Below are 25,530 nucleotides of genomic sequence, written 5' to 3'. Positions count from 1 at the left end.
TTCTAAAGCGCAGCCCGGCCCAACCGAGCTGGCCCGCCCTGGGGCAGACCGGCAATTCTAGGCGATTACGGTAGCGCAAGGCAACCAGGTGTACCCCCGCGGCGCCTGCCCCAGATGCACACGCCGCCCCGATGGCGTCTGACAGCACCTACTGAGCGAACCCACCGATTTGCCCGGCCCGCGGCAGCTCGCTAGGCTTGCTGATTGGCCGCCCGGCCACTCCCCCACCCCCGCAGGACTTGGCGATGGCCCTGGACTACATCCGCATTCGCGGTGCACGGACGCACAACCTCAAGAATATCGACCTCGATCTGCCGCGCGACCGGCTGATCGTGATCACCGGGCTGTCTGGCTCCGGCAAGTCGTCACTGGCCTTCGACACGATCTATGCCGAAGGCCAGCGCCGCTACGTGGAATCGCTGTCGGCCTATGCCCGCCAGTTCCTGAGTGTGATGGACAAGCCCGATCTCGACCATATCGAAGGGCTGTCGCCGGCGATTTCCATCGAGCAGAAATCGACCAGCCACAACCCGCGTTCGACGGTCGGCACCATCACCGAAATCCATGACTACCTGCGCCTGCTGTATGCACGCGTCGGCACCCCGCGCTGCCCCGACCACGGCTATCCGCTGGAGGCGCAGACCGTCAGCCAGATGGTTGACCAGGTGCTGGCGATGGAGGCCGACCCGACGCTCGCCGAGCAGCGCTGGATGCTGCTGGCGCCGGTGGTGCGGGAGCGCAAAGGCGAGCATCTGCAGGTGTTCGATCAGCTGCGGGCACAAGGGTACGTGCGGGTGCGGGTGGATGGCGTGCTGTACGAGATCGACGCGGTGCCACCGCTGGCGCTGCGGGTCAAGCACACCATCGAGGCGGTGATCGACCGCTTCCGGCCGCGCGCCGATCTGCGCCAGCGCCTGGCCGAGTCGTTCGAGACGGCGCTCAAGCTGGGCGATGGCATGGCGATCGTGCAATCGATGGATCAGCCCGAGCGCGCCCCGCTGCTGTTCTCGTCACGCTATGCCTGTCCGGTCTGCGACTACTCGCTGCCGGAACTGGAGCCGCGGCTGTTTTCGTTCAACTCGCCGATCGGCGCCTGCCCGAGCTGCGACGGCCTGGGCGTGGCCCAGTTCTTCGACCCTGCCAAAGTCGTGGCCCATCCCGAGCTGTCGCTGGCCGCCGGCGCGATGCGCGGCTGGGATCGGCGCAACACCTACTACTTCGCGATGATCGACTCGCTGGCGCGGCATTACGGATTCGACGTCGATACGCCCTGGCAGAAGCTGCCGGAACGGATCCGCCAGATCATTCTCTACGGCAGCGGCGAAGAAGCGATCGCGATGCGTTATGTCGGCGAACATGGCCGCAAGGTGCAAAGCCGGCATCCGTTCGAGGGCATCCTGCCCAATCTCGAGCGCCGCTATCGCGAGACCGAAAGCGCCGCGGTCCGCGAGGAACTCGCACGCTACATCAGCGAACGCACCTGCCCCGACTGCGGCGGCGCCCGTCTGAACCGGCAGGCCCGCAACGTGTTCGTCGCCGACCGCGCGCTGCACGAAATCGCGATCATGCCGATCGACACCTGCCTGGCCTTCTTCGATTCGCTTCGCCTGCCCGGCTGGCGCGGTGAAATCGCCGCCAAGATCGTCAAGGAAATCCGTGCGCGGCTCGGTTTTCTGGTCGATGTCGGGCTGGATTACCTGAGCCTGGATCGCAAGGCCGACACCCTCTCCGGTGGCGAAGCCCAGCGCATCCGTCTGGCCAGCCAGATCGGTGCCGGCCTGGTCGGCGTGATGTACGTGCTCGATGAGCCTTCGATCGGCCTGCACCAGCGCGACAATGCCCGTTTGCTGGGCACCCTCACCCGGCTGCGCGATCTGGGCAATACCGTGATCGTGGTCGAGCACGACGAAGACGCGATCCGTCTGGCCGACCATATCGTCGATATCGGCCCCGGTGCCGGCAGCCATGGCGGCGAGGTGGTGGCATCCGGCACGCTGGCGGAGGTGATGGCCGAACCGCGCTCGCTGACCGGGCAATACCTGTCCGGCCAGCGCCGGATCGAACTGCCCACTCGGCGCCACGCGCCCAACCGCAAGTGCATGCTGCGTCTGCTCGGCGCCTGCGGCAACAACCTGAAAAACGTCGATCTGGAGATTCCGGTCGGCCTGATGACCTGTATCACCGGCGTCTCCGGCTCCGGCAAGTCCACCCTGATCAACGACACCCTCTACGCACTGGCGGCCAACGAAATCAACGGTGCCGCGCATACACCAGCGCCGTATCGGGCCATCCACGGGCTGGACCATTTCGACAAGGTGGTGGACATCGACCAGTCGCCGATCGGCCGCACCCCGCGCAGCAACCCAGCCACCTACACCGGGCTGTTCACGCCGCTGCGCGAGCTGTTCGCGCAGGTGCCGGAAGCACGTGCGCGCGGCTATTCGCCGGGACGCTTCAGCTTCAACGTGCGCGGCGGCCGCTGCGAGGCCTGCCAGGGCGACGGCCTGATCAAGGTGGAGATGCACTTCCTGCCCGATGTGTACGTACCTTGCGACGTCTGCCAGGGCAAGCGCTACAACCGGGAAACCCTGGAGATTCGCTACAAGGGCTACAACATCCACGATGTGCTGGAAATGACCGTGGAAGAGGCGCTGGAGCTGTTCCAGCCGGTGCCCGCCATCGCCCGCAAACTGGAGACGCTGATGGACGTCGGTCTGAGCTATATCAAGCTCGGCCAGAGCGCCACCACGCTGTCCGGCGGCGAAGCACAACGGGTCAAGCTGTCGAAAGAACTGTCGCGCCGTGACACCGGCCGCACCCTGTACATCCTCGATGAGCCCACCACCGGCCTGCACTTCCACGATATCGAGGCACTGCTGGGGGTGCTGCACCGTCTACGCGACGATGGCAACACCGTGGTGGTGATCGAGCACAATCTGGACGTGATCAAGACCGCCGACTGGATCGTCGATCTCGGGCCCGAGGGCGGCCATCGCGGCGGCACCATCGTTGCCACTGGCACCCCCGAGGACATTGCCGTACACCCGGCATCGCACACCGGCCGCTTTCTTGCGCCATTGCTCGAACGTGATCGGGCAAGCTCTGCCGCTCCCCACACGTTGAAGACTGCACCATGACCACCACTGCGCCGTTCCGTGTCGCCATCCCGCTGCGTTGGAGTGACCTGGATGCCTACAACCACGTCAACAATGCGCGCTATCTGACCTTTCTCGAACAGGCGCGCATCGAGTGGATGCAGACCCTCGACACACCCTGGGTGACGCCCTCGCTGGGCCCGGTGGTGGCCTCGGCCATGCTCAACTTCAAGGCCCCGATCGAATATCCGGCTTCGATCTTCGTTGAACTTGCCGTGACCCGCGTCGGCACCAGCAGCGTGACGATCGGCCACCGCATCGTCGCTGCCGATGGCACCCTACACTGTGACGGCGAAGTGGTCCTGGTCTGGATCGACCGCCACAGCGGCCGCGCCACTCCACTGCCGGAAGGCGTCCGCCAGGCCGTCAACCAACTGCGCATCGCATGATCAGCCCCCAATCCGAGGCACGCCCCATGTCCCTGATCGACATCACCCGTACCGGCCCGATCTGGCAGTTGCAGATGGCCCGCCCCCCGGTCAATGCGCTCAATCCGGCGCTGTGTCTGGCACTGGCCGATGCAGTCGAACAGGCCGTGGCGGAAGGGGCCGGCGGCATCGTCCTGGCTGGCGGCACCAAGGTGTTTTCCGCCGGACTGGATGTGCCCTACCTGCTCTCGCTGGGCGACGACCAGGAGGCCCTGCTGCAGGCCTGGTCGGCGTTCTTCCGTGCCGCCCGCGCCCTCGCCGCAAGCCCGGTTCCCGTGGTAGCGGCCATGGCCGGCCATGCGCCGGCTGGCGGCTGTGTGCTGGCCCTGTGCTGCGACTACCGGATCATGGCCAACGGGCCGTTCCGGATCGGGTTGAATGAGACCCAGGTCGGGCTGGTCGCCCCGGAAGGTATCCAGGCCTTGCTGGTGCGGGTGGTCGGGCCGCATCGCGCCGAACGGCTGCTGGTGGCCGGCGCAATGCCGGAGGCCGACGAGGCGCTCCGGATCGGGCTGGTGGACGAACTCACCGATATCGACGAAGTCAACGCCCGCGCCCATGCCTGGCTGCAGGCACTGTTGGATCTGCCGTCCATGCCGATGCGCGAAACCCGCGCCATCGCCCGCCGCGACGTGGTGGCCGCGCTGGCTCCGGAACGCATCGACCTGGAGCGGTTCGTCGCGCAATGGCGGCACCCAGACACCCAGGCCGCGCTGCGCGCCATGCTGGCGCGGATCGGCAAATAAGCGATACCGCGGCCCTACGGGCCGGTCGCAACAGGCCGTGCCGGATCGGTGATCCAGCCACTCCAAGAGGCTGTAAACAGCTTGCCGCCGCGCAGCCCGGCCCGCTCCATCGCCAGCAGGGTGTGACAGGCGGTGACACCAGAGCCGCACATCGACACCACCTGGGTTGGATCACGGTCGCCCAGCAGGGCCCGGAACTCGGCCGCCAGTTGCATCGGCGACTTGAACTGACCTGTCTCCTGAAGGTTGTTCATGTAGTAGCGGTTGATCGCGCCCGGCACGTGCCCGGCCACCCGATCCAGCGGCTCCTGTTCGCCACGGAAGCGCTCCGGCGCCCGTGCATCGATCAAGATCCCGCCATTGGCCAGATGCGCCTCCACCGCCGTCGCGTCCAGCAGCCGGCTACGGTCGAAATGCCCGGCATAGTGCGCCGGCACCGGCCGCGGCGGCACACTCGAAGCCGGCAACCCAAGTGCGATCCAACGCTTCAGGCCACCGTCCAGCACCGCCACCTTCTCGTGCCCAAGCACGCGCAGCAGAAACCACAATCGGGCGGCGATCGCACCGTCACCATCGTCGTAGGCCACCACCTGGGTGGAAGGACTGATCCCCCACTGCTGCAGACGTGCCAGAAAGGCGTGCTCGTCTGGCCACGGATGCCGCCCCTCCCCGTGTCGGGCCATGTTCGACAGATCCCGCTCCAGATGGGCATACACCGCACCAGGCAGGTGCGACTTGCGCCATGCCTGCTCACCGGCAAGCGGGTCGGCAAGACTGAAACGGCAATCCACGATCACCACGTCCGGCCGCTGCAGCGCCATTGCCAGCACGTCGGGTTGCACCAAAGTCGTCCAGCCTGCCATCACTCACTCCTTTGCTCTGATTGCGCGGTAAGCAGCCGTTGCCGCAGGTTGACCAGGATCGCCGCGGTCGCGCCCCAGATCCGCTGCGGCGCATAGTCGTATTGAAACACCTGGTGGCTGCGACCGCCGAACTCGACCGAGACGGTCTGCACGCGGGCGGGATCCAGCAGCAGCGACAGTGGCACCTCGAACACCTCCGCCACTTCCGATCGTTGCAGTCGGGGCTGATATCCAGGCGCCACCAGCGCCAGCACCGGCTGCACCTGAAATCCGGTGACCGTGACCAGCGGATCCAGATAACCCAGCGGCTGCACCAGCGTCTGCTCCAACCCGATTTCCTCCTGCGCCTCGCGCAGGGCCGCCGCCACTGGCGAGGCATCCTGCCCCTCGATGCGTCCCCCTGGAAAGCCGACCTGCCCCGGGTGATCACGCAAATGGGCGGCACGCCGGGTCAGCAACACGGCCGGTTGTGCGTGCGCGACCACACCCACCAGCACGGCCGCCGGCCGCAATGTCGGTGGCAGCGGCAGGCCTTGCAGCGCGTCCAGGTTCCACGGCGGCCGTTCCGGCGGCCGCGTCAGCGGCTCCACCGCCCGTTGCAGCCTGGCGGCCAACACCGGATTCATCGCCCCGCCCGCTGTGTGGCCCGGGCGCGCAGTACTGTCTCCATGAACAGACGCCGCTGGGCTTCACTCCAGCGCATCCATGCCGCGATTTCCTCGCGGCTGCGATGACAGCCGACACACAGCCCCTCGGCATCGAGCCGGCAGACGCGGATGCAGGGACTGGAGATGGGGGGAGATGCTGGGGCCATGCTGAAAATGGTACATCCCAGAACGCGAAACGCCGGCACACGGCCGGCGTTTCGACACTGCCACGGCAATGGCGTGATGGCTTACTTCACAACCCCCAGCTCAACCTGCAGGGCAATCGCCTGCTGATCGAACTGCGTGTTCTGGGCGCCGCCCATCTTGCCCGGCGGGATCACCACCTCATACACCGTGCCCTGGTTCATCAGCGGCAGGGTTTCCTTCAGCGCCGGGATCGGCGCATCGCCCACCTTGAACGGCGGCGGCGTCTGCACTCCGCTGAGCGGCATGCCAACGGCCGCCAGGAAGCTGCGGAAGGCGATCTGCACTTCACTGTTGGCAGTCGGCTTGGGGCCGGTTCCGGCCTTGGCCACGCGGTACATGATGCCGCTGGGCAGGGTCACCACCCCTTGCTGCGCCTTGTACTTGCCGATGAAGTCGGCCGACTGCGCCTGGTTGTCGGCCAGCGCCTTGCGGAACGCCTCTTCAGCCTTCTGCTGCATGCGCTGCTGGAACCCGGCGTAAGCCGCGCTCAGTTGCTGCTCGGTATAGGCCGGCTGCTTGCCAGCGAAGGCGTCCTGCACGCCTCGGACCACGGTGGCGATATCAATGGGCTCACCGGTATTGGCCAGCTCCTGCCCCAACTGCCAGCCGAAGGCATAACTGGCGTGGAACTTGTCCACGGCCGGTGCCGCAGGACTTGCGGGCTTGGCCGCCGTGGCAGCCGCCGGTTTGGCTGGGGTCGGCGCAGGGGCCGGCTTGGTCTGTGCCGAGGCAACCCCGGCGGTCAGGGTCAGGGCCGCCAGGCTGGCAGCAATCACACGCAACTTCATCCACAACCTCGTTTGTCGTTGAACCGCCGGATGGCGGCCCTGGGGAACCCGGCACAGGCCGGGAGGAATGTCCTGCCGGTCAACCGCTCCGGCGTGACGCGCTAGGATACTGGCCACACGACACGACCGCCACTTGCGGTCTGGCAGTGTGACCGCCTGCCGCGGCCAAAGTTCCTCCTCCTTTTCGGATAGTCCCAATGACCGAGCCCTTGCTGCTGACCGAAACCGCCGCGGGTGTGCGCACCCTGCGGATCAATCGCCCCGACAAGCTCAATGCTCTCAACCGTGAGGTGATCGACGCGCTGGATGCGGCTTTTGCAGAGGCCGCACGCGACCCCGAGGTGCGCGTCGTGGTACTCACCGGGGCCGGCCCCAAGGCCTTCGTGGCGGGTGCCGACATCGCGGAAATGCACACCCTGACCCCGGTGCAGGGCCGTGATTTTTCCCTGCGGGGCAGCCGGATGATGCGGCGGATCGAAAAACTCCCCAAGCCGGTCATCGCCATGATCAACGGCTTTGCCCTGGGTGGCGGTCTGGAACTGGCGATGAGCTGCCATCTGCGGATCGCCGCCGACAGCGCCAAGGTCGGCCAGCCGGAAATCAACCTCGGCCTGATCCCCGGCTTTGGCGGCAGCCAGCGCCTGCTACGCCTGTGTGGGCGGGCCGCCACCCTGGAGCTATGCCTGACCGGCGCGCCCATCAGCGCCGAGCGCGCATTGCAACTGGGCATCGTCAACCGCGTGGTGCCGGCCGCCGACCTTGAGACCGAGACGATGACGCTGGCCAAGCAACTCGCCGCCGCTGCGCCACTGGCCCTGCGCGGGCTGCTGGACTGCGTCAATGTCGGCGGCGAGTGCAGCCTGGAAGAAGGGCTGGAATACGAATCGGCGCAGTTCGGGCTGATCTTTGCCACCGAGGACATGCGCGAGGGCACCCGAGCATTCCTGGAAAAGCGCAAACCCACCTTCACCGGCCGATGAGCACACCCGCTTGCTGCCCCTGCGGCTGCTGCGCAGACGCAGGCGCGCGCGCCCACGCGATCATGGCGGCACTGGCCGTGGATGATCTCGACCAGGCCCTTGCGCTGGGGCTGCTGGAGGCAACCCCGTGCCCGGCATGTCCACCCGACTGCCAGCAGCACCTGCTCGATGCCCGCTCCGCCCGCCTGCGCGCGCTGGCGGCCCGCGACCGACATCGCCAACGCAACGCCCGTGTGGCGCAACGCATGATGGCGCGCGAAGCCGCACGACGCCCACCACCGGCAGCTGACACGCCGTCGTCGCTGCCGCCGGCAGCGGCGGCTGCGCTGGCACGGGCGCTGGCCAAGGCACGGGCACGCCGGCCATGACGCAGGCACGCAAGCCCCGGCCCCCTCCGGGCAGCCGGCTGACCGTTGGCGAGATCACCGATCTGTTCCGGCGCCTGCGTGCCGCCAACCCGCACCCCACCACTGAGCTCGAGTACACCACGCCCTTCGAGCTGCTGGTGGCGGTGGTGTTGTCCGCGCAGGCCACCGACGTCGGCGTCAACAAGGCCACCCGCAAACTGTTTCCGGTGGCCAATACGCCCGCCGCCATCCTGGCCCTGGGCGAGGACGGCCTGAAGCGCTACATCAACACGATCGGCCTCTACAACGCCAAAGCGGCCAACCTCATCGCCCTGTGCCGGCAGCTACTGGAACGCCATGGCGGCGAGGTGCCGCGCACCCGCGAGGCACTGGAAGCACTGCCCGGCGTTGGCCGCAAGACCGCCAACGTGGTGCTCAACACCGCCTTCGGTGAGCCGACTATTGCGGTGGACACCCATATCTTCCGGGTCGCCAACCGCACCGGTCTTGCGCCAGGCAAAACCGTCCGTGCGGTGGAAGACACCCTGATGCGGGTGGTGCCGGAGGACTTCAAACGCGACGCCCATCACTGGCTGATCCTGCACGGCCGCTACATCTGCAAGGCCCGCAAGCCCGACTGCCAGCACTGCCCGATCCGCGACCTGTGTCGCTGGCCGGAGAAGAACCACCCTGGGGAACAGACTCGAGCGGCCTGACCATCGCCAGCCCTGGCCGCCCAAACAGACAGCGGCGGGCCGAAGCCCGCCGCCGACGTGACAACTATTCCAAGATGCCTCGCGAACCAGATGCTTGTGGTTCGTGAACGCAGGTCACCCCGCGACCCCATCGCACACGCGATGGGTTTCGCCAGCTTGGATTCAGCCCAGCGCGTTAGAAGCGGAACTCGCCCCACATACCAAACTCGTCGGTCTTGAGGTCCTTGGTCCGCAAGGCGTTCTTCTGGTCGGTGTGCTTGTACACGGTGGCCAGCTTGACGCCCTTGGTGATCGGGAACTCGACACCGACGTTGTAATAGGTGTCACGCAGGGTCGGGTCGAGCGTCTTGCTGAGATCGGTTCGATCGTAACGGCCAAACAGGGTGACGCCATCGCTGTTCAGGCCGACGCTGCCCCACACCGACCAGCCGCTGGCCTTGTCGCTGGCCACGGTCAGCACGTTGTTCCAGTTCTTGGCCTGGAAATATTCCACGCCCAGACGGGTCGTGCCCGCCATGTAGGCTGCCATGACATCGAACCGTTCCGCCGTGTGCAAGGCATTGACCGTCTGCTTCTCCTTGCCCAGCGTGCCGTTGTAGAAGCCCACCGCCAGCACGGTATTGGCCATCGGCGCCACGCTCAGCCGGCCTTCAAAGTCCAGCCCCTTGCTACGGCTGGGATTCTTGTAGCCATTGCCATTAAGCGCGGCCACTGCGTATTCCACATTCCCCCCGGCCAGCTTGCCGCTGGCATGCAGCCCCCAGTCGGCCGAGGTGCCGAACTTCAGGCGGTCAATCAGGGTGTTTTCGACATAGCGCATGCCGTAGTAGCTCTCGGCAAACGGTACCCACGGCAGATCAGAGGCACCAGCGCGCAGCATGAAGGCGTCGCTGAGCGTGTACTGCACATAGGCTTTCTTCAGGTAGATCTCGGTGGATGAGATCGCCGAGGAATACTGGAAGTCGGTGGTCAGGTTCATCGACCACTGGTCGTTGAACGTGTGGTCCACACCCAGATAGAAGCGTTTGATGTCGAAGGCAAACCCGGACTTGTCGGTCTTCACGCCGTGGTTTTTGTCATCGATGTGGGTCAGGTCGTAGTACATCCGGCCGCTGATCTTGGTGTCGTTGACCAGCTTGGCCAGCTTGTCGACCTTGCCCTTGGTGGCCTCGGCCTCCTCGATCGCCTTGGCCTGGGTGATGTTGACGTCGGACTGGGCATCCGCTTGCGCCTCCAGGCTTTCAACCTTCGCCTGCAAGGCGGCGATCTGGGCCTTGAGTTCGGCAATGTCCTGAGCGGTCGGCGCGCTCTGCGCCAGGGCGTTGAAGCTGGTGCCAGCAATGGCCACGGCGAGGGCGGCGGCCAGATGAGTGGGACGCATGGAAAACTCCGTAATGGTCAGTTGAAGCGGCGAATGTCGAGTGTGCGCACATGGACCGGCGACCGGCCGATGCCATGCCGACACACATTGGAACCCAAGTTCATTGCAGGTTTATGTCGGGCTCACGTTTTTTTCACGCGGCACCCCAGCCCACTGCCAGTGCCGGGGCGACTGTCACCTGCGCGTCACATTGCCGCCGCATGCTTGTCACGCTGCCGATCTCCAATGTCGGCGTGTGGCTCGGCCACCACCCCCAACCCTGATCAGGAGTTTCCCGTGCTCAAGACGCTTAAGTCCCGTATCGCCGTGCTGGCCATCGCCTCCAGCTTTGCTGCGACCGCTGCAGCGGCCGATATCACCGGCGCCGGTTCCACCTTCGTCTATCCGATTCTGTCCAAGTGGTCGGCTGACTACAGCGCGGCTACCGGCACCAAGGTCAACTACCAGTCGATCGGCTCCGGCGGCGGCATCGCCCAGATCAAGGCGGGCACGGTGGATTTTGGCGCCAGCGACAAGCCGCTGCCGCCGGACGAGCTGGCCAAGGCCGGCCTGGCCCAGTTCCCGCTGGTGATCGGCGGCATCGTGCCGGTGGTCAACGTGCCGGGCGTCGCCCCCGGCGCCATGAAGCTGGACGGCCCGCTGCTGGCCGATATCTATTTGGGCAAGATCACCATGTGGAATGACGCGCGCATCGCCGCGCTCAATCCGGGCCTGAAGTTGCCGGCGCTGAAGATCACCGTGGTGCACCGCTCCGATGGCTCCGGCACCACCTTCAACTTCACCAACTACCTGTCCAAGGTCAGCCCGGAGTGGAAGCAGAAAGTCGGCGAAGGCACCTCGGTGGCCTGGCCGGCCGGCGTGGGCGGCAAGGGCAATGAAGGCGTGTCCGCCTATACCCGCCAGATCCGCGGCGGCATCGGTTATGTCGAGTACGCCTACGCCCTGCAGAACAAGCTGAGCTATGCCCTGATGAAGAATGCCGCAGGCAACTTCGTCAAGCCCAGCGACGACAGCTTCCAGGCGGCAGCCGCCTCGGCCAACTGGGGTGCCACCAAGGACTTCCACCTGGTGATGACCAATGCCCCCGGTGCCCAGGCCTGGCCGATCGCGGCCACCGTCTTCATCTTGATGTACAAGAAGCCCAAGGACGCCGCCCGCAGCCAGGAGGCGCTGAAGTTCTTCAAGTGGGCACTGGAAAAGGGCCAGCCGCAGGCGGCGGCGCTGGACTATGTGCCCCTGCCGGACAGCCTGGTCAAGCAGGTCGAAGCCTACTGGGCGCAGAACATCGGCGCCCGCAAGTAACCGATCGCTTTGCCATGCACGACACCGAGGCGGGCCTGCGCCCGCCTCGTTCGTTTTTAAGGTCACACTGCCGCGCCGGCAGGTGACCTGGGCATGACAACTGGATACCACCGTCATCGTTTTGTCACGAAACCCAGGTTAGATGGGCGGGCTGCGCCGGCCCGGTGACGGGCATGTCCGGTTCGCGTTTCTCATCCCACAGGCTGCAATGAACACCACAGATCCCGATCTGCTGTCGCGCGCCAGCGCCGATGCGCGTACCGACCGCCGCTTCCGCTGGCTGGTGACCGGCGCTGGCCTTTTCGTCCTGGCCACACTGCTGGCGGTGGCACTGTCGATGCTGTGGGGCGGGCGCGAGGCGTTTGCCAAGTTTGGCCTGGCCTTCCTGTGGACCGACCAGTGGGACGCGGTACAGCAGCAGTTCGGTGCACTGGTGCCGATCTACGGCACCGTGGTCACCGCCCTGCTGGCGATGCTGATCGCAGTACCGGTGAGCTTTGGCATCGCGTTTTTCCTCACCGATATCGCCCCCAAGTGGATGCGCACTCCTATCGGCGCGGCAATCGAGCTGCTGGCCGGCATCCCCTCGATCATCTACGGCATGTGGGGCCTGTTCGTGCTGGTGCCGCTGCTGGGTGAACACGTTTTCCCTTGGGTGGATGAACACCTGGGCCAACTGCCATGGCTGGGGCCACTGTTTCAGGGCCCGCCGCTGGGGCTGGGCATGGGCACCGCCGGCCTGGTGCTGGCAGTGATGGTGATCCCCTTCATTTCCTCGGTGATGCGGGACGTGTTCCTGACCGTGCCCGGCCCGCTGAAGGAATCGGCCTACGCGCTGGGCGCCACCCGCTGGGAAGTGGTGTGGGACGTGGTGCTGCCTTACACCCGCTCGGCGGTGATCGGCGGCATCTTCCTCGGCCTGGGCCGGGCGCTGGGTGAAACCATGGCCGTGACCTTCGTGCTGGGCAATGCCCATGCATTGACTTTCTCGCTGCTGGAGCCGGGCAACTCGATCGCCGCCACCATCGCCAACGAGTTCACCGAAGCAGACTCGCCGATGTACCTGTCCTCGCTCATCGCGCTGGGGTTCGTCCTGTTTCTGGTCACCTTCATCGTGCTGGCGATCTCGCGGCTGTTGCTGAGCCGCCTGAACAAGCGGGAGGGCAACTGATGACCACCAACAGCCTGTATCTGCGCCGGATGGCGAAGAACATCATCGCCCAGAGCCTGGCGGTGCTGGCCGCGGCGTTTGGCATCTTCTGGCTGCTGTGGATTCTGTGGACCACGCTCAAAATGGGGATCACCGCGCTGACCCCGGCGCTGTTCACCCAGATGACGCCACCGCCGGGAGAAGAAGGCGGTGGCATGCTCAATGCATTCTTCGGCAGCGCGGTGATGAGCCTATTGGGCATCGTGCTGGGCACGCCCATCGGCGTGCTGGCCGGCACCTACCTGTCCGAATACGCCGACCGGCACTGGATCGGCGGCGTGATCCGCTTCGTCAACGACATCCTGCTGTCGGCGCCGTCGATCGTGCTGGGCCTGTTCGTCTATACCCTGGTGGTGATGCGGATGGGGCATTTTTCGGCGCTGGCAGGCGCGATCTCGCTGGCCCTGATCGCGCTTCCGGTGGTGGTGCGCACCACCGACGAGATGCTGCGGCTGGTGCCGCGGCAGATGCGCGAAGCGGCGCTGTCGCTGGGCATCCCTCAGTGGAAGGTGATCACCCAGGTGCTCTACCGCAGCGCCCTGCCCGGCATCGTCACCGGCATCCTCCTGGCGCTGGCACGGATCAGCGGCGAAACCGCCCCGCTGCTGTTCACTGCGCTCAACAACCAGTACTGGACCACTGACCTGCTGGCGCCAATGGCCAACGTGCCGGTGGTGATCTTCCAGTTTGCGATGAGCCCCTACGACGGCTGGCACGCGCTGGCCTGGGCGGGTGCCTTCGTTCTCACCCTGTTCGTGCTGGTGGTCAGCCTGATCGCCCGTGCCATCGTTGCACGCAACCGCATGCACCATGACTGATTTCCCTGGAACCTCCACCATGACCGACCTGCACATCGCAGCGAAACCCGCCGCGCCAGAGGTGGCGACGCCGGCCATCAAGATCGCCGCGCGCGGCCTCAATTTCTGGTACGACAAGTTCCACGCGGTCCGCAACATCGACCTGGACATTCCCGAGAAGCGTGTCACCGCGCTGATCGGCCCGTCCGGCTGCGGCAAGTCCACCCTGCTGCGGGTGTTCAACCGCATCTATGCGCTGTACCCCAAACTGCGCGCCGAAGGCGAGGTGCTGCTGGATGGCGAAAACATCCTCGACCCCCGCTACCCCATCAACCGGCTGCGCAGCAAGGTCGGCATGGTGTTCCAGAAGCCGGTGCCGTTCCCGATGACGATCTACGAGAACGTCGCCTACGGCATCCGCCACCATGAGCGGTTGTCGCGTTCGCAACTGGACGAACGGGTGGAACAGGCCCTGCGCCAGGCCGCGCTGTGGGATGAGGTGAAAGACAAGCTCAAAGCCAGCGGTCTGAGTCTGTCCGGCGGTCAGCAGCAGCGGCTCTGCATCGCCCGTGCGATTGCCCTGCGCCCCGAGGTGCTGCTGCTGGACGAACCCACCTCGGCGCTGGACCCGATCTCCACCGGCCGCATCGAGCAACTGGTGGAAGAGCTCAAGCAGGAGTTCACCATCATGATCGTCACCCACAACATGCAGCAGGCGGCGCGCGTGTCCGACTACACCGCCTTTATGTACATGGGCGATCTGGTCGAGTACGGCCCGACCACACAGATTTTCTCCACCCCTGCGAAACAGCAGACCGAGGATTACATCACCGGGAGGTTCGGCTGATGAACGAGCACAACCACATCGTCCGCAGTTACGACCGGGAGCAGGCCACCCTGCTCGACGAGCTGATCCGCATGGGCCAGATGGCGGTCGCCCAACTGGAAGCCGCGCTGGAAGTGGTCGATCGCCGCGACTCCAGCGCCGCCGAGCGCATCGTCGCCAATGATGAAGCCATCGATGCGTTGGAACGCCAGATCAACCACGACGTGATCCATCTGATCCGCCGCGGCCCCCTGGCCTCTGATCTGCGCATCATTCTGGCCGCACTGCGGGTGGCGTCTGATATCGAGCGCATCGGTGATTACGCCGCCAACATCGCCAAGCGGTCGCTGGCCCTCAACCTGGCCCCGCCGCTGCCGCATACCCGCGGCCTGGCCGCACTTGGCAAGCTGGCGGTGCAGCAGGTGCGGGAAGTGCTGGAGGCCTACCGCAACCGCGACGAACAAGCCGCACTTCGGGTGCGCCAGCGCGATGCCGAGCTGGACACCCTCTATACCGGGCTGTTCCGCGAGCTGCTCACCTACATGATGGAAGACCCGCGCGCCATCACGCCCTGCACGCATCTTCTGTTCATGGCCAAGAATCTGGAGCGGATTGGCGACCACGCTACCAACATCGCCGAGAACATCTGGTTCCTGCTGCACGGCGAGGCGCCGCTGCCGGAGCGCGAGAAGCGCGACGACAGCAACACCGCAGCGCCCTGATTCCGACCGTGACCTCTGCCGCTGGCTGCGGCCGCCGGTAAGGGGTAGGATCAAGCCTTCCGATCCTGACAGCGCGAGGAATCTGCCATGTCCACTCCACGTACCTCACTGGCACTGCTGGTCGGCGCCGCGGTCGCCTCCGGCAGCCTGTTTTCGATGCAGGCGCTTGCCCATGGCTACATGCAGGATGCCGGCAAAGCCCAGGCCGCCGAAGGCAAATGCGGGGAAGGTAAATGCGCCGCGGCCATGCAGGGGAAGGCCGACCACGAAGGGGGGTGCGGCATGGCGATGATGGACACCGACAAGGATGGCCGTATCTCGCGCGCCGAGTTCGCGGCACGTCATCACGGCGACACGTCGATGTTTGCCAAGATCGACAGCAACGGCGATGGCTTCATCAGCCAGTCCGAAATGGACGCCCACCACGCCGCCATGAAGAAGCCCGCCGCTGGCGCCAAAGCCACCAGCGAAGGCAAGTGCGGCGAGGGGAAGTGCGGCAGCATGTAAGCCTGCATGACCGGCGATCTGCCCACACATGCGGCAGGGTTGGGCTTGCGCCGCGCCCTGCTGGATGACCTGCTCAAGGCCCCTGCGGGGGCCTTCGATTTCCTCGAGTGCGCGCCTGACAACTGGATCGGCGTGGGCGGCGTATTCGGGGACGCACTCGATCGGCTGGCCAGCCGCCATCCCCTGACCTGCCACGGCCTGTCGCTGTCGCTAGGCGGCCCCGATCCGCTGGATCTTGAGTTCCTGCGGCAGACACGTGAGTTTCTCGACCGTCACCAGGTTGCCCTCTACAGCGAACATCTGAGCTACTGCGCCGCCGACGGCCAGCTTTACGACCTGCTGCCGTTGCCGTTCACCGAGGCCGCAGTCCAGCACGTCGCCGCCCGCATCCGCCAGGCACAGGACGTGCTGGGGCGTCGCATCGCGATCGAAAACATCAGCAGCTATGCCATCCCCAGTGCGGAAATGGATGAAGCCAGCTTCATCCGTGCGGTGCTAAAGGCCGCCGACTGCGACCTGCTGCTCGACGTCAACAACGTCTGCGTCAATGCCTGCAACCACGGCTATGATGCCCGCGCCTTCATCGCTGCCCTGCCCAGCGATCGCATCGTGGCCTACCACATCGCCGGTCACGACGATCGCGGCCCCGACCTGAAAATCGACACCCACGGTGCGCCGGTGTGCGAGGACGTGTGGGCATTGCTCGACCACACCTACGCCGTCCACGGCGTGCGCCCCACTCTGCTGGAACGCGACTTCCGCTTCCCGCCACTTGCCGTGCTGCTGGACGAAGTGGCACGCATCCGCACACTCCAGGCCGCCTATCCATGAGCACGCTGGAACAGCACCTACGCGCCCTGGCCTGGCACCTGCGCGACCCGGAGGCGCATCCACCTCCGCCGGGCATGGCGCCACGCGGCCTGGCCATTTACCGCACGCTGATCGTCAACAACCTCGACACTCTGTTGACCGGCACCTTTCCGGTGATCCGCAGAACACTGGGCGATGCGGGTTGGCAGGCGCTGCTGCGCCGCTTCCTGCGCGAACACCGCAGCCGCACGCCCCTGTTTCCGGAGCTGAGCCGGGAGTTCGCCGATTACCTGGCCGGATACGATGATCCCGCCCATCCCTGGCTGGGCGAGCTTGCCCATTACGAGTGGGCGGAACTGGGCCTGCAACTGCTCACTGCCGACACCCCAGCCCATACCCCCGACGCCGACCCGCTGCAGGCGCGGCCACTACGCTCGCCGCTGGCCTGGCCGCTGGCGTACCGCTGGCCGGTGCACCGGATCGGGCCGGACTACCAGCCCGACACCGCACCCGACACCCCGACCCTGCTTCTGCTGCACCGCCAGGCGGACGGCACGGTGCGCTTCTCGCTGCTGTCCCCGCTGCTGTATCAGCTGCTTGCGCTCGCCGATGGCCAGCGCAGCGGCGAGCAACTGCTGCACCGGCTGGCCGAAGACGCCGGACTTGCATATGACGCGGCATTCCGTGCCGAAGCGCTGCCGATGCTGCGGCAGCTGTACGCACACGGGGTGTTGATCGCTGCTGCCGCAACCACCGGCAGCGGCCAGACACCATGACCCTCAGGCCACGTGGGACGCCTCTGCTAGGCTGTGCACGATGACCACCTCCGCTGCACACCCCACCCTCTCGCCCATGGCCCACCGGTTTCGCGGCTATCTGCCCGTTGTCGTGGACGTGGAAACCGGCGGCTTCGACTGGAACCGGCACGCCCTGCTGGAAATCGCCGCAGTGCCGATCGAACTCGATGACGCCGGCCGCTACGTGCCAGGCGAAGTCGCGCATGCCCATATCGCGCCAGCGCCCGGCACCGAGATCGACCCGAAATCGCTGGAAGTCACCGGCATCAAAATCGGCCATCCCCTGCGCGGCGAAGTCAGTGAACGTGAAGGGCTGGACGCGGTGTTCATCCCGGTGCGTGCCGCGGTCAAAAAGCATGGCTGCCAGCGCGCCATTCTGGTCGGCCACAACGCCCACTTCGACCTCAACTTCCTCAACGCCGCGGTGGCACGGGTGCAGCACAAGCGCAATCCGTTCCACCCGTTCAGCGTGTTCGATACGGTGACCATGGCGGCGCTGGCTTACGGGCAAACCGTGCTGGCACGGGCGGCAATGGCCGCCGGACTGGGCTGGGACCCGCAGGAAGCGCATTCGGCGGTGTACGACGCCATGCAGACCGCGCGCCTGTTCTGTGCCATCGCCAATGCCTGGCCGCGTCCACCTGCCGCCACCGAAGCGATGCCCGAATCACCGTCGGCGGCGTCGCCCGACATCCGCGCATAAGCGCACCCCTGCCGCGGCGCGAGGAAATCCCTGTCGGGCACAGATGACCGACCACACAGCCATCGCGCATGCGATTGCGGCGTGTGACCCAAGCCCAGCATGCACCGGCCTTGGCGTTGTCAGCCCTTCCCTAGGAAAGACTGCCACGCAGGCTGCGGGCAATGCCATACAGGCTGATCAGCACCCACACCGATTCCAGCAGGAATACGGAAATGTTGAAGCCGCCCCATAGCGACACCAGCACGCCGCTCGCGCCCAGCAGATTGAGAAACTGATAGGGCAGCCGGTTGCCATGCAGGCGTCCGGCCTGTAGCAGGAAATACGCCAGCACGATCAAGGCCGTCCCCAGCAGGCCCACCCAGTCGTACCACTGCAGATTCATCGCATCACCTCAGTCAGGCCAGCCGCTGCCGGACAGCCTCGAACAGTGCGATCCCCGCAGCCACCGAGACATTGAGGCTTTCAAAGCCGCCCGGCATTGGGATCTGCACCAGCTGGTCGCACTGCTCGCGGGTCAACCGGCGCAGGCCCTCACCCTCACTGCCCAGCACCAGTGCCACGTTGCCACGCAGGTCCAGCGCATACAGCGACGCGTCGGCCTCGCCCGCCAGCCCATAAATCCAGACCCCCAAGCTCTGCAACTCGCGCAAGGCACGGGCGAGGTTGGTCACGCTGACCACCGGCACGGTATCGGCGGCACCGGCCGATGTCTTGCGCACGGTGGCGTTGACCTGCACCGCCTTGTCCTTGGGGATGATCACCGCAGTCGCACCGGCCGCGGCCGCACTGCGCAGGCAGGCGCCAAGGTTGTGCGGGTCCTGCACGCCATCCAGCACCAGCAGCAGTGCCTGCCCCGCCGCCGCCGCGACTAACCCCGCCAGCGCATGCTCGTCCAGGGTTTTCGCGGCCGCATAACGGGCCGCCGCCCCCTGATGGCGCAGCCCCCCGGCCACCCCGTCCAACGCCTGCGTGGTCACCCGCCGCACCGGGATGTCCTTGCGCTGCGCCTGCTGTTCAATGTCGAGGATGCGTGGATTTTTGGCGGCTGCGTCCAGCAGGACTTCGCGCACATGTTCGGCGTCGTGCTCCAGCGCGGCAGCCACCGCGTTCAGGCCGACGATCCATTGGGAGGATTTGCTCATGCGCACATTGTGCCGCATGGCCACCTGCACGGCATGCCAACCGCCGCGGCACAGCACGGCAGGCACCACCAGGGACCACGGCCGTTGGCGGCGCAGCCGGCCTCAGTACGGGCGCTTGGCGCGCTTGGCCGGCTTGCCGCGCGTCTGCGTCGGTGGCTGACCAACGTCCTCGCCAGCCAGCCGGAAATCGATCTTGCGCTCCTCCACGCTGGCCTTGAGCACCACCACCCGCACGCGATCCCCCAGCCGGAAGGTGTGGCCACGGCGTTCGCCGGTCAGGGTCTTGCGGACTGCGTCGAAGTGGTAGAAATCGCGCGGCAGCTGGGTGACGTGGACCAGCCCGTTGACCTTGGAGTCATCCAGTTCGACGAACAGACCAAAGCTGGTGACGCCACTGATGGTGCCGTCGAACTCCTTACCGACGTGCTCCTCCATCCAGGCGGCCCGGTAACGCTCATCCACCTCGCGCTGCGCTTCGTCAGCGCGCCGCGAGCGTTCGGAACACTGCAAGGCTAGCGCCGCCATGTCGTGCGCCGAATAGTCGTAGCCTTCTGCCCGGCCGCCACGCAGCGCATGCTTGATCGCCCGATGCACCAGCAGATCGGCATAGCGGCGGATCGGCGACGTGAAGTGGGCATAGGCCTCAAGCGCCAACCCGAAGTGACCGATGTTCTCCGGCGCATACACCGCCAAGGCCTGGCTGCGCAGGATCACCGACTCCAGCAGGGCGGCATCCGGACGTTCGCGGATCTTTTCCAGCAGGTTGCGGAAATCCTTGGGCTTGACCTTGCCCCACGGCGGCAGCCGCAGCTGAAACTCCTTGAGGAACTCCTCCAGCTCGGCGTATTTGGATTCCGGCGGCTTGTCGTGATTGCGGAATGGCGCCGGAATGCCGCTGTCCAGCAGGAACCGCGCGGCCGCCACGTTGGCGGCGATCATGCACTCCTCGATCAGACGATGCGCATCATTACGCTCCAGCATGCCCGCCTGGACGACCGCGCCTTTGGCATCGAGCACGAAGCGCACTTCGCCGGTCTCGAACTCGATCGCCCCGCGGCGCGCCCGTGCCTTCGCCAGCACCTTGTAGAGCCGGTGCAGCTGGCGCACCTGCGGCAACAGCCGACCGATCTTGGCCCGCGCCTCGGCCTGCGCATCCTCTGGCACCCCTTCGCCCACCGCGTTCCACACATCGGTATAGGTCAGCCGGGCGTGCGAATGCATCACTGCCTCGTAGAAGCGCGCGTCCTGCACGGTGCCATCGCGACCGATGCGCATGTCGCAGGCAAAGCACAGTCGATCCACCTGCGGATTGAGCGAACAAATGCCATTGCTCAGCGTCTCCGGCAGCATCGGCACGACATAACCGGGGAAGTACACCGAGGTCGCACGCCGCTGTGCTTCCACGTCCAGCGGCGAGCCGTGCGGCACGTAATGGGAGACATCGGCGATCGCCACGATCAGGCGGAAACCCTCACCCTCTGGCGCGCACCAGACCGCATCGTCGAAGTCCTTGGCGTCTTCGCCGTCGATGGTCACCAGCGGCATGCCGCGCAGGTCAACGCGCCCGGCGATGTCGGCCGGCAGCACCTGCAAAGGCACGTCGGTGGCTTGCGCCAACACCTCCGGCGGGAACTCGTGCGGAATGTCATGCCCATGAATCGCCGCTTCCACCGCCAGCGAGGCGGTCAGCTTGTCGCCCAGCACGGCCAGCACGCGGCCGATCGGCGGGCGATAGGCATCCTGCGGGGTGGTGATCTCGACCACCACCAGCTGCCCAGGACGGGCGCCGTTGCGCGCGTCCTGCGGAATCATCACGTTGCGCAGGATCCGCTTGTCATCCGGGATCACATAGCCAATGCCGAGCTCTTCGGCATAGCGCCCCAACAGCCGGGTCAGGCGCCGTTCCAGCACTTCGACGATGGCAGCCTCACCGCGCCCACGCCGGTCACGACCGGTGATGCTGACCAGCACACGGTCACCGTGGCCGACCTTGCGCATCTCCAGCGGCGGCAGGAACAGATCATCGCCGCCTTGCTCCGGACGCAGAAACCCGAATCCATCCGGGTTTGCGATCACGGTTCCGGCAATCAGCTCGGCCTTCACCGCCGGCACGTAACCGCCCCGGCGGTTTTGCAGCAACTGGCCATCGCGCAGCATCGCCGCCAGCCGCTTGCGCAGCGCCTCGAACCGATCTGGCGCGGTCAGCCCAAGCGCCTGCGCCAGCTCATGCTCGTCCAGCGGGCCTTCACTCGCGGCCAGCGTCTGCAGAATGACTTCCCGGCTGGCGATCGGGTTGGCATAGCGCTCGGCCTCGCGCCGTGCATAAGGGTCCGGCGGTGGCGTCGGCAGCCCGGCCTGCGCCTTGCCGTCAGAAGGCGAACGGCGCGTCGTGGACTTGGAGGATGTGCGGGAAGACGAGTTGCGGCCGCTGCCGCGTTTGCGTGGTGGTCGTGTCATCCAATGATGGTACATGCTCAAAGGTGAACCCGGACACGGAAGACGCATACAACGTGTTGACAGCCCGCAGCGCAATCTGCAAAATGCGCGCCTCACCACCGGCCCAGGTGGCGGAATTGGTAGACGCACTAGTTTCAGGTACTAGCGGGTAAAACCGTGGAGGTTCGAGTCCTCTCCTGGGCACCAACACACGCTTCCGGCCCGTTCACGGCAACCGGAACATGAAAACCCGCCGTTTGGCGGGTTTTTTGTTTGGACGCCAGCACGCAGACGAGACCGGCCAACACCGCGCCGCTGCGTGGCAGGCGCATGGTCAGCGCGGCGGCAGGCTGAACTCGAGATTGTCGATCAATCGGGTCTGGCCAAGACGGGCGGCAATCAGCGCTACCCGCGCCCCACCCTCGCCCGGTTCCGGCACGCTCAGATCGGGCCGGCGCAGCACCGCGTAATCCGGCACGAAACCCGCCTGCGCCAGCCCCGCCACGGCCTCGGCCTCAATCTGCTCATGCGGCTGACCATCCAGCGCCGCTTGGCGCATGGCGGTCAGGGTGCGATAGATCAGCGGCGCCAGGCGGCGCTCATCTGCCGTCAGATACTGATTGCGCGAGCTCATCGCCAGACCATCGGCCTCGCGTACTGTCTCGCCGGCGATGATCCGGATCGGGAACTGCAAGTCCGCCACCAGACGGCGGATCACCGCCAGCTGCTGGTAATCCTTGCGGCCGAACACCGCCAGATCCGGCTGTACCTGCAGAAACAGCCGCGTCACCACGGTGCAGACGCCATCGAAGTGGCCCGGGCGGCTGGCGCCTTCCAGTACCCCGGTCAGGCCGGGCACCCGGATTGCGGTGGCCTGCGCCACGCCCAGCGGGTACATGGTGTCCACATCCGGCCGCCAGAGCAGGTCGCAGCCGGCGTCCTGCAAGCCACGGGCATCGGCTTCGGGCGTGCGCGGGTAGCGGGCGAAATCCTCATTCGGGCCAAACTGGGTGGGGTTGACGAACACGCTGGCGACCACGCGGTCGGCATGTTGCCGCGCCAGCGCCACCAGCGAGTGATGGCCGGCGTGGAGATTGCCCATGGTCGGCACAAACCCCACCGTCAGACCTTGCTTCCGCCAGGTCTGGATACGCTCCCGCAGCGGCTCCAGTTGGGTGCAGATTTCGATCATGTGTAACTGTGCTCCGAGCCGGGGAACGTGCCGCTGCGCACGGCCTCGACATAGGCGCGCACAGCGCCCTCGATGGAACCGCCCTCGGCAAGAAAATCCTTGACGAACTTCGGGCGGCGATGGCCAGTATCGACCCCAAGCAGGTCATGCAGCACCAGCACCTGCCCGTCACAACCGGGCCCGGCGCCAATACCGATGGTGGGAATCGGGCTGGCAGCCGTGATCGTCTCTGCCAGCGTCGCTGGCACCCCTTCCAGGACCAGCAGCGCCGCGCCGGCCTCGGCCACCGCCAGGGCATCGGCCCGCAGCCGTTCGGCAGCCGCCTGCTCGCGGCCCTGCACCTTGAAACCACCCATTCTCAGTACTGACTGCGGGGTCAGGCCGAGATGAGCGCACACGGGGATCTCCCGCTCGACCAAAAACCGGATGATGTCGAGTTTGTACCCGGCGCCCTCCAGTTTGACCATGGCCGCCCCTGCCTGGATGAAGCGCATCGCAGCCGCATGTGCCTGCGCCGGAGTGGCATCGCTGCCGAATGGCATGTCGGCGATCTTGAGCGCGCGACGGGCACCGCGTGCCACTGCTGCCGTGTGATACGCGATGTCATCGACTGTCACCGGCAGAGTGGAGTCATGCCCCTGCACCACCATACCCAGCGAGTCGCCGATCAGCAGCAAATCGACCCCCGCCTTGTCCAGCACCCGCGCAAAGCTCGCCTCATAGCAGGTCAGCATGACCAGGCGCCGGCCTTGCGCGCGCGCCTGCGCCAGCTGCGGCACGCTCCAGGCGATTGGGTCGGCATGAACACTCATTGGCAGGCTCCAGCGACAACGGGAGGCCGATTATGGCGCACACACGCGCCACGGCGCCGGTAGCAAGCAGGCGACCGCCCCGTCATGGCACGGCATCGATGGGCTCGATCCCGGCCGGATCAACTAAACGCAAGGCCTCGCCCACGCTGCCATGCCCGGGAAAAGGCGCCTCCGGGGCGATCTCTGCCAGCGGCACCAGGGCAAACGCACGTTCGTGCAGATAAGGATGCGGCACCCGCAATCCGGGCTCATTGATGACCTGCTCGCCATACAGCAGCAGATCCAGATCGAGGACGCGTGGCCCCCAGCGCCGCGCAGCCGTCTCGCTGCGACGATCACGTCCGGCTTTGAGTTCGATGGCCTGCAGCGCTGCCAGCAGTGCCTGCGGCGTGAGCGTGGTTTCCAGGACAGCGGCCGCATTGATGAAATCGGGCTGATCAATCCGACCCCAGGCCGGCGTGCGGTACAGCCGCGATACCGCCAGCAAACGGCTCTCGGGCAACGCCGCCAGTGCCTGCAGGGCCTCCTGCACGGCCTTGACCGGATCGCCCAGATTGGCCCCGATTCCAATGTACGCCCGCGTCTTCTCAGTCATCACGTCGCCTTTGGCTTGCGGCGCCGGCGCCGCCGGCGTGGCGCCCCGGCGCTGGCATCGTCTTGCGGTGCCTCTGGCACCACATCCTCCCGCCCGGCACTGTCGGGCGCAGCATCGCCGGTGCCGGCCCGGGCCGAAACACCTTCCAGCGCCGCCACCGGATGCTGCTGGACCTGCCGCCAGAACGCCACATCATCGGCATGGGAATCGGATGCCACTTGCCGCAGCTCCAGGAAGTCGAATGCCGCGCGGAAGCGCGGGTGCGCCAGCAGGCGAAACACCCGCTTGCGCTGCCGCAGCGAGAAGCGCGGCTGCAGCAGCCAGATTTCCTGCATCGGCACCGTGAAGCGGCGCGGTATCGCGGTCCGCTCCAGCTGGTGCAGGGTGACCCGATCAGCGGCCCGGCGCTGCGCTTCGGCCAGCTGCACGCCCTGGGCTTGCAGTTGGGCCAGCGTGCGGCAATACGCCGGCCACAGCAGCACCGCATACAGAAATGCGGGCGACACCGGATCGCCATTGGCCACGCGATGATCGGTATTGCCCAGCCCTTCCAGCAGCATGCGCCGCAACGCACCCGATGAGTTGGCGGCCAGCGCCTGCGCGGTTTCCGGCAGCAGCACTGGCAGCAGCCCAAGACGCTCCAGCTGCTCGAAACTGGCCACGGCATGGCCGGTCAGGAACAGCTTGAGGGTTTCCTCGAACAACCGAGCCGGCGAAGCCTCAGCGAGCAACGGCGCCATGCGCGGAATCGGTGCCGCAGTCGCCGGGTCAATGGAAAAGCCCAGCTTGGCCGCCAGCCGCGCCGCGCGCAGCATCCGCACCGGGTCCTCGCGGTAGCGCGCCTCCGGCTCGCCGATCAGGCGCAGCACCCGCGCCTGGATGTCTTCGTAGCCGCCCACATAGTCGCGCACCGAGAAATCTTCGATGGCATAGAACAGGGCATTGGCGGTGAAATCCCGCCGCACGGCGTCTTCCTCGATGGTGCCGTACACGTTGTCGCGCAGCAGACGGCCACTGTCATCAGTCTGCCGGTCGCCTTCGTCATCGCCACCATTGGCGCGGAAGGTCGCCACCTCGATGATTTCGCGGCCAAATATCACATGTGCCAGCCGGAACCGCCGGCCGATCAAGCGACAGTTGCGAAACAGGGCCTTGATCTGCTCCGGCGTGGCATCGGTGGCCACGTCGAAATCCTTGGGCTGCCCCCCCAGCAGCAGATCACGGACGGCGCCCCCCACCAGGTAGGCCCCATAGCCGGCTTCGCGCAAACGGTAGAGCACACGCAGGGCGTTGGGGCTCATCTGCTTGCGTGACACCCCATGAACATCGCGCGGGATCACGCGCAACTGGGGAACGGGCTGTGGGGAATCGGTGGAGGTATCGGTCATGCGCAACAGGTTGCGGCGGAAGAAAGGTGGCAT

At 66.2% G+C, this 25,530-nt stretch carries 24 protein-coding genes, 1 tRNA gene and 2 pseudogenes; 16 read left to right on the top strand and 11 right to left on the bottom strand.

Annotation, left to right across the window (positions count from 1 at the left end; all coding sequences use genetic code 11):
* Positions 1-245: 245 nt before the first annotated feature.
* The 3 genes and pseudogenes from uvrA to BUA29_RS01810 form a co-directional block, all read left to right on the top strand.
* Positions 246-3,134, top strand: a pseudogene (gene uvrA, locus BUA29_RS01820) (excinuclease ABC subunit UvrA); the annotation flags it as partial.
* Complete coding sequence (locus tag BUA29_RS01815; RefSeq protein ID WP_072754927.1) at positions 3,134-3,544, top strand: acyl-CoA thioesterase; 411 nt, start codon at positions 3,134-3,136, stop codon at positions 3,542-3,544. The pseudogene uvrA and the gene BUA29_RS01815, both read left to right, overlap by 1 nt.
* 26 nt (positions 3,545-3,570) lie before the next feature.
* A complete protein-coding gene (locus BUA29_RS01810; RefSeq protein WP_072754926.1) occupies positions 3,571-4,329 on the top strand; it encodes an enoyl-CoA hydratase/isomerase family protein in 759 nt (252 codons plus the stop codon).
* 14 nt (positions 4,330-4,343) lie between these two features.
* Here the strand turns inward: BUA29_RS01810 and BUA29_RS01805 are convergent, their stop codons facing one another.
* From BUA29_RS01805 to BUA29_RS01790, 3 genes and pseudogenes are all read right to left on the bottom strand, one after another.
* Positions 4,344-5,192 (bottom strand): sulfurtransferase, encoded by an 849-nt coding sequence (locus tag BUA29_RS01805; protein WP_072754925.1) that lies wholly within the window; start codon positions 5,190-5,192, stop codon positions 4,344-4,346.
* Positions 5,192-6,006 (bottom strand): annotated as a pseudogene (locus BUA29_RS01800) (CoA pyrophosphatase). The gene BUA29_RS01805 and the pseudogene BUA29_RS01800 overlap by 1 nt, the downstream one beginning before the upstream one ends.
* A gap of 81 nt (positions 6,007-6,087) precedes the next feature.
* Complete coding sequence (locus BUA29_RS01790) at positions 6,088-6,834, bottom strand: FKBP-type peptidyl-prolyl cis-trans isomerase N-terminal domain-containing protein (RefSeq protein WP_072754922.1); 747 nt, start codon at positions 6,832-6,834, stop codon at positions 6,088-6,090.
* Between the two features lie 197 nt (positions 6,835-7,031).
* Here BUA29_RS01790 and BUA29_RS01785 point away from each other — a divergent pair, with 197 nt between their 5' ends.
* From BUA29_RS01785 to nth, 3 genes are all read left to right on the top strand, one after another.
* Complete coding sequence (locus tag BUA29_RS01785; RefSeq protein WP_072754921.1) at positions 7,032-7,814, top strand: enoyl-CoA hydratase/isomerase family protein; 783 nt, start codon at positions 7,032-7,034, stop codon at positions 7,812-7,814.
* Between the two features lie 62 nt (positions 7,815-7,876).
* A complete protein-coding gene (locus tag BUA29_RS01780) occupies positions 7,877-8,182 on the top strand; it encodes a hypothetical protein (protein WP_072754920.1) in 306 nt (101 codons plus the stop codon).
* Positions 8,179-8,877: an endonuclease III gene (gene nth / locus BUA29_RS01775; protein ID WP_072754919.1), complete on the top strand. Its 699-nt coding sequence runs from the start codon at positions 8,179-8,181 to the stop codon at positions 8,875-8,877. Before BUA29_RS01780 ends, nth begins: the two co-directional genes overlap by 4 nt.
* A gap of 175 nt (positions 8,878-9,052) precedes the next feature.
* Here nth and BUA29_RS01770 read toward each other — a convergent pair whose 3' ends face one another.
* The gene (locus tag BUA29_RS01770; protein WP_072754918.1) at positions 9,053-10,258 is read right to left on the bottom strand and encodes a porin; all 1,206 of its coding nucleotides are present in this window, start codon (positions 10,256-10,258) and stop codon (positions 9,053-9,055) included.
* A 276-nt stretch (positions 10,259-10,534) separates the two neighbouring features.
* Here BUA29_RS01770 and pstS point away from each other — a divergent pair, with 276 nt between their 5' ends.
* The 9 genes from pstS to rnt all read left to right on the top strand — a co-directional run bounded on the left by pstS (position 10,535) and on the right by rnt (position 17,932).
* Positions 10,535-11,560 (top strand): phosphate ABC transporter substrate-binding protein PstS, encoded by a 1,026-nt coding sequence (pstS, locus tag BUA29_RS01765; protein WP_072754977.1) that lies wholly within the window; start codon positions 10,535-10,537, stop codon positions 11,558-11,560.
* A gap of 208 nt (positions 11,561-11,768) precedes the next feature.
* Positions 11,769-12,731: a phosphate ABC transporter permease subunit PstC gene (pstC, locus tag BUA29_RS01760; RefSeq protein WP_072754917.1), complete on the top strand. Its 963-nt coding sequence runs from the start codon at positions 11,769-11,771 to the stop codon at positions 12,729-12,731.
* Positions 12,731-13,588, top strand: coding sequence for a phosphate ABC transporter permease PstA (gene pstA, locus BUA29_RS01755; RefSeq protein ID WP_072754916.1), 858 nt, complete (start codon positions 12,731-12,733; stop codon positions 13,586-13,588). Before pstC ends, pstA begins: the two co-directional genes overlap by 1 nt.
* Before the next feature lie 19 nt (positions 13,589-13,607).
* Entirely contained in the window at positions 13,608-14,414 is an 807-nt protein-coding gene (gene pstB, locus BUA29_RS01750) for a phosphate ABC transporter ATP-binding protein PstB (RefSeq protein ID WP_072754915.1), read from the top strand.
* Entirely contained in the window at positions 14,414-15,115 is a 702-nt protein-coding gene (gene phoU, locus BUA29_RS01745) for a phosphate signaling complex protein PhoU (protein WP_072754914.1), read from the top strand. Before pstB ends, phoU begins: the two co-directional genes overlap by 1 nt.
* A gap of 87 nt (positions 15,116-15,202) precedes the next feature.
* The gene (locus BUA29_RS01740; RefSeq protein WP_072754913.1) at positions 15,203-15,622 is read left to right on the top strand and encodes an EF-hand domain-containing protein; all 420 of its coding nucleotides are present in this window, start codon (positions 15,203-15,205) and stop codon (positions 15,620-15,622) included.
* Positions 15,623-15,628: 6 nt separating this feature from the next.
* The gene (locus BUA29_RS01735) at positions 15,629-16,453 is read left to right on the top strand and encodes an HvfB family MNIO-type RiPP peptide maturase (RefSeq protein ID WP_072754912.1); all 825 of its coding nucleotides are present in this window, start codon (positions 15,629-15,631) and stop codon (positions 16,451-16,453) included.
* Positions 16,450-17,208 carry an HvfC family RiPP maturation protein gene (locus BUA29_RS01730; protein WP_072754911.1) on the top strand — a complete coding sequence of 253 codons (759 nt, stop codon included), beginning with the start codon at positions 16,450-16,452 and terminating at the stop codon, positions 17,206-17,208. Before BUA29_RS01735 ends, BUA29_RS01730 begins: the two co-directional genes overlap by 4 nt.
* A 40-nt stretch (positions 17,209-17,248) precedes the next feature.
* Entirely contained in the window at positions 17,249-17,932 is a 684-nt protein-coding gene (rnt, locus tag BUA29_RS01725) for a ribonuclease T (RefSeq protein WP_072754910.1), read from the top strand.
* Positions 17,933-18,062: 130 nt separating this feature from the next.
* On the opposite strand, the gene BUA29_RS01720 is transcribed toward rnt, so the two are convergent.
* From BUA29_RS01720 to rnr, 3 genes are all read right to left on the bottom strand, one after another.
* Positions 18,063-18,314, bottom strand: a complete 252-nt coding sequence (locus BUA29_RS01720; protein ID WP_072754909.1) for a CBU_0592 family membrane protein — start codon at positions 18,312-18,314, stop codon at positions 18,063-18,065.
* A 13-nt stretch (positions 18,315-18,327) separates the two neighbouring features.
* The gene (gene rlmB, locus BUA29_RS01715; protein ID WP_072754976.1) at positions 18,328-19,074 is read right to left on the bottom strand and encodes a 23S rRNA (guanosine(2251)-2'-O)-methyltransferase RlmB; all 747 of its coding nucleotides are present in this window, start codon (positions 19,072-19,074) and stop codon (positions 18,328-18,330) included.
* Positions 19,075-19,176: 102 nt separating this feature from the next.
* Positions 19,177-21,579 carry a ribonuclease R gene (gene rnr, locus BUA29_RS01710; protein ID WP_084602295.1) on the bottom strand — a complete coding sequence of 801 codons (2,403 nt, stop codon included), beginning with the start codon at positions 21,577-21,579 and terminating at the stop codon, positions 19,177-19,179.
* Between the two features lie 53 nt (positions 21,580-21,632).
* Here rnr and BUA29_RS01705 point away from each other — a divergent pair.
* Positions 21,633-21,717 (top strand) — tRNA-Leu (locus BUA29_RS01705).
* A 127-nt stretch (positions 21,718-21,844) separates the two neighbouring features.
* Here the strand turns inward: BUA29_RS01705 and panC are convergent.
* The 4 genes from panC to pcnB form a co-directional block, all read right to left on the bottom strand.
* Entirely contained in the window at positions 21,845-22,702 is an 858-nt protein-coding gene (gene panC, locus BUA29_RS01700; protein WP_072754908.1) for a pantoate--beta-alanine ligase, read from the bottom strand.
* Positions 22,699-23,514 carry a 3-methyl-2-oxobutanoate hydroxymethyltransferase gene (panB, locus tag BUA29_RS01695; protein WP_072754907.1) on the bottom strand — a complete coding sequence of 272 codons (816 nt, stop codon included), beginning with the start codon at positions 23,512-23,514 and terminating at the stop codon, positions 22,699-22,701. The genes panC and panB overlap by 4 nt, the downstream gene beginning before the upstream one ends.
* An 82-nt stretch (positions 23,515-23,596) precedes the next feature.
* Positions 23,597-24,109 carry a 2-amino-4-hydroxy-6-hydroxymethyldihydropteridine diphosphokinase gene (folK, locus tag BUA29_RS01690; RefSeq protein WP_072754906.1) on the bottom strand — a complete coding sequence of 171 codons (513 nt, stop codon included), beginning with the start codon at positions 24,107-24,109 and terminating at the stop codon, positions 23,597-23,599.
* A complete protein-coding gene (gene pcnB, locus BUA29_RS01685) occupies positions 24,109-25,497 on the bottom strand; it encodes a polynucleotide adenylyltransferase PcnB (RefSeq protein WP_072754974.1) in 1,389 nt (462 codons plus the stop codon). The genes folK and pcnB overlap by 1 nt, the downstream gene beginning before the upstream one ends.
* Positions 25,498-25,530 lie beyond the last annotated feature (33 nt).

The sequence above is a fragment of the Thermomonas hydrothermalis genome (assembly GCF_900129205.1).
Lineage (GTDB): Bacteria > Pseudomonadota > Gammaproteobacteria > Xanthomonadales > Xanthomonadaceae > Thermomonas > Thermomonas hydrothermalis.
This window is presented reverse-complemented; position numbering and strand designations above follow the sequence as displayed.